We start from the raw sequence: 3,810 nt of genomic DNA, 5'->3' as shown, positions 1-3,810 counted from the left end.
TCGTTAGGGTTTCACCCATGGCGAGTGGTCCTCTTGAATCGTGTTCTGGCAGGAACATCCTGATTCTACAAGAGAAAACCACTCGCCATCTTCGTTTTCAGACCGACCTCATGAATAAGCCGGGATAGCGGCAGCTCGTTTACGAAAACCAGAAAAGTTCTAACGCAATCTGTGCGCAGGGAGGATTGAGTGAATGCATAGAGAAACGACGCTTACCACCCGTGGTGAGTCCATGTTGCAACAAATGAACGCTCATGTTCAGCGACGCTTGGATAATAAGCTTGCCAAATTCGAGGGTAGAACCGACGCGCAAGCCAAGTCAGAGATAAAAAGAGCCCATGAAAAATATGTGCTGAAAAGTATTTTGGTGAAAGGAGCGAGTAGTGCTCCCGGGGTTGCTATTGCCACACATATTGCTAAGGCGACGCACCCTGACCCGCAGGTAAAGCAGGTTGCAAATCTCTTAATAGACTTTGGAAGCCTGCCAAGCCGAGTAGAGGTAGGGTCGCATGTATTGCCAGATGATGAGAGTTTGGCGGACGCGACTGGCAATGGAGCGGTTAACTCTGCAGCGTACGAACTGTATTTGCTTCTCGGTACTCGTTTCGAGGGTAGGAAATTTAGTGAATGGCTTAGTGGAATGGATCAAGACGCCCTGTCGGCTTTTGCGAGGGGCATGGGTACGGATGACGATTCGGATGTATACAGTGTCCTTCTAAATAGGAAAAACCTGAAAGTCTCTACTGATGCTCGGCTTAAGCAAGTTTACTGGCTGGTCGGCGATGATCCTGCCGATAACACCGGCTTCCGCTTGCTGGCACCGCTCTACGCCACATCGCTTACACACCGTTTCTATGCGCAAGTCAGCCCGAACATCTGGTTCTATGGCGACCACAACAAGGCGGCGCGAAAGGCACTGCGTGAGCGCACCGCGTTTGACGGCGGTTACACCAGTTACCCCAATCTCGCGGTCCAGAAGCTTGGCGGCACTAAACCGCAGAATATTTCACAGCTCAACAGCGAGCGCGGCGGCCAGAATTATCTGCTCGCGTCGCTACCGCCCAGCTGGCAGTCGCGGTCGGTCTATGCACCGATGAACGAATCATTTCGTTCGTTCCAGGGGCGTCCCGAAGTTCGGCTAATCCTCAATGACTTGAAACGGTTCCTCGAATCCGACCCTGCAAAGAACATGCATACGCGCGATCTACGTGACGACCTGACCGCGATGCTCGCCGATGAGCTGATGATTTTCACTGTTGAAATTCACTCGTTGAAACCGGGATGGACGATGGATGAGCGTTGCCGCCTGGCGCCGGACGAGCAGTTCTGGCTCGACCCGGGCCGGGCCGAGTTGGACAACGAGTTCGCGGCCGCGCGCCGCCAGTCGGATTGGTCGGAAAGCATCAGCATTCGCGCCGCCAACTGGTTGAACGGCAGGCTAAATTACAAGAGTGCGCTCAACTTCGGTGATGTTGAGCACGCACACTGGAAGGGCGAGTTCGATAGCGTGCTGGAAAGCTTTCGCCGCCAGCTTGACGATATGCAGGACGCGCTACGCAACGACGATGACGATGAAGGAGACGCCGCATGAACGATCGTCTCGACCATCTTCTCGTGTTGCCGCACCTGCGCATCCAGAACGCCAACGCGATCTCCAGCCCGATGACTTGGGGCTTCCCCGCCATGAGTGCCTTCATAGGTGCGATTCAGGCGCTTGAACGCAATCTGCCCGACGAGACCAGGCTCATCTTCGAGGGCGTCGGCGTTGTCTGTCACCGGATCGAGCCGCAGGTGACCGAAGGTGGGGTTATCAAGGCATTTCACCTGACGCGTAACCCTGTCGACAAAAGTGGCAATACGGCTGCCATCGTCGAGGAGGGGCGTGCACATCTCGAGATTACCCTGCTGATTGGCGTGGGTTCCGAGGGTGAGGAGCTCGACAGTTTCGATAGCCGGCAGGCGCTCGCCCGCCAGATCTTCGACCAGGTGCAGGGAATGCGAATCGCCGGGGGCAGTGTCATGCCAGCAATGGGCGAGAAGCGCTATCGGCCGGAATTGATCAGCTTTGACGACAACGAGGACAAGCGGAAGAAACAGTGGAATCGTCTCCGACGTCGTCTATTACCCGGCTTCGCGTTGGTGCTGCGCGATGACCGCCTCCGTGCGCATACCGAAGCGCTGAAAGCGCAAGATGCCAATGCCACGGCGCTGGATGCCTGGCTCGATCTGTCGCGGCTCAATCACGAATGCCACGTCACCGTCGACGAAAACGACAAACAACAAGTGGAGTGGCAGGTGCGCCGACCGTTCCCCGGCTGGCTTGTCCCCATCCCTGTTGGTTACGGCGCCATCTCGGATCTCTACCAGCCGGGTGAAGTCGCCAACGCTCGGGACCCAAATGTGCCGTTTCAGTTCGTGGAAAGCCTTTACTCGGTTGGTGAATGGGTGAGCCCGCACCGGCTGCGCCATCCCGATGCATTGATGTGGTTCGTGGAAAACGATATCGAACGAGGTGTCTATCGCCTCACTAATGACTACGCCCTGACCCATTCCATTGAAGACTAATCATCAAGGAGACATACGCATGGCTAAGAAAAACGATGCTTTAAAAACTACTGTCCTGGCTTTTGAGCGTAAGCTCGATCCATCCGATGCGCTGTTCCGCGCCGGTAACTGGGAAGATCGCGCTCAGGCAGCACAGTGGAATCTTGTTCCGGTACGCGAAAAGTCGGTACGAGGCACCATTTCCAATCGCCTGAAAGCAAAAGACCAAGACCCGGCGAAGCTCGATGCCGCTATTGAAAACCCCAACCTTCAGACCGTCGACGTGGCCGCGCTGCCTCACGATGCCGATACGCTAGCCGTGCGTTTTACCCTGCGTGTACTGGCAGGCGCAGGCACTCCCTCTGCCTGTAACAACGCCGAATATCAGAACAAGCTGAAGCAAACCGTAACGGGCTACGTCAACGAGCATGGCTTTGGCGAGCTCGCTCACCGCTATGCTTGCAACCTCGCTAATGGCCGCTTCCTATGGCGCAATCGGGTGGGGGCCGAGCAGATCGAAGTCGTAGTCAGCCAGATGAAGGGAGGGCAGGCCGAGAAGCAGTGGACCTTCAACGCCCTTGATCTGTCGTTACGCAATTTCGAAGGCAACGACCAGACACGCGAGCTAGGCAAGCTGATCGCCGAAGCTCTGGCAGGTGATCGCTACCTGCTGTTGGACATAGTGGCTTTTGCTCGTGTCGGCGCTGGTCAAGAAGTCTTCCCGTCTCAGGAACTGATCCTGGATCGTTCTCGCGGTGACAAGAGCAAGACGCTTTACAAGATCGGCGATGACGATAACGCTGCCATTCACTCCCAGAAGTTGGGTAATGCCCTGCGCACAATCGATACCTGGTATCCGGCGCCGGAAGACGGCAGCGACCTTGGCCCTATCGCCGTCGAACCTTACGGCTCTGTCACTACTCAAGCTACCGCTTTCCGTCAGCCCAAACAAAAAATGGATTGTAACTATTCAGGTCACGCTGCCTGATCCAGGCCGTCCCGACGCATGAATTCGGGCACTTCACCGGCAAACAACTGTTCCAGTGCGGTGTGCGCTGCCAGGCCCTGCTTGACCGCCGTCGAGAGGAAGCTGCGCATCCGGCAGAAGATCTCGGCACCTTCCCAGGAGCGGAAACAGCCTGAAATCTTCTGCTGGACCTTGGTCATCCGCAGGTCACGCTCCCCTTGGTTATTGGTGAAGGGCGCGGCGGGGTCGTCGAGGAAACGCAGCACGTCGTCCTCGTACGCCTGGAGACGTTCGAGCAG

Annotated in this window: 4 protein-coding genes; 3 read left to right on the top strand and 1 reads right to left on the bottom strand. The window is 56.3% G+C overall.

Translation table 11 applies throughout. The features are described 5' to 3' along the window. The first annotated feature begins 193 nt into the window (after positions 1–193). From csy1 to csy3, 3 genes are read left to right on the top strand one after another with little or no spacing between them, the layout of a single operon-like run. Positions 194–1,591: a type I-F CRISPR-associated protein Csy1 gene (gene csy1, locus R3F72_RS18330; RefSeq protein WP_332780454.1), complete on the top strand. Its 1,398-nt coding sequence runs from the start codon at positions 194–196 to the stop codon at positions 1,589–1,591. Continuing rightward, on the top strand, positions 1,588–2,565 hold the full coding sequence (csy2, locus tag R3F72_RS18325; RefSeq protein WP_332780453.1) for a type I-F CRISPR-associated protein Csy2: 978 nt from the start codon (positions 1,588–1,590) through the stop codon (positions 2,563–2,565). Before csy1 ends, csy2 begins: the two co-directional genes overlap by 4 nt. Before the next feature lie 19 nt (positions 2,566–2,584). Then, positions 2,585–3,532 (top strand): type I-F CRISPR-associated protein Csy3, encoded by a 948-nt coding sequence (gene csy3 / locus R3F72_RS18320; protein WP_332780452.1) that lies wholly within the window; start codon positions 2,585–2,587, stop codon positions 3,530–3,532. Here csy3 and R3F72_RS18315 read toward each other — a convergent pair. After that, positions 3,520–3,810 (bottom strand): IS66 family transposase (locus R3F72_RS18315; protein WP_332778557.1); only part of this gene is annotated, 291 nt, incomplete at its 5' end. The genes csy3 and R3F72_RS18315 overlap by 13 nt on opposite strands.

This window comes from Salinicola sp. 4072, from assembly GCF_036663415.1.
Lineage (GTDB): Bacteria > Pseudomonadota > Gammaproteobacteria > Pseudomonadales > Halomonadaceae > Salinicola > Salinicola salarius_A.
This window is presented reverse-complemented; position numbering and strand designations above follow the sequence as displayed.

Coding starts and splice junctions, on each gene's coding strand:
- csy1 (WP_332780454.1), top strand. CDS start 194: ATGCATAGAGAAACGACGCTTACCACCCGTGGTGAGTCCATGTTGCAA.
- csy2 (WP_332780453.1), top strand. CDS start 1,588: ATGAACGATCGTCTCGACCATCTTCTCGTGTTGCCGCACCTGCGCATC.
- csy3 (WP_332780452.1), top strand. CDS start 2,585: ATGGCTAAGAAAAACGATGCTTTAAAAACTACTGTCCTGGCTTTTGAG.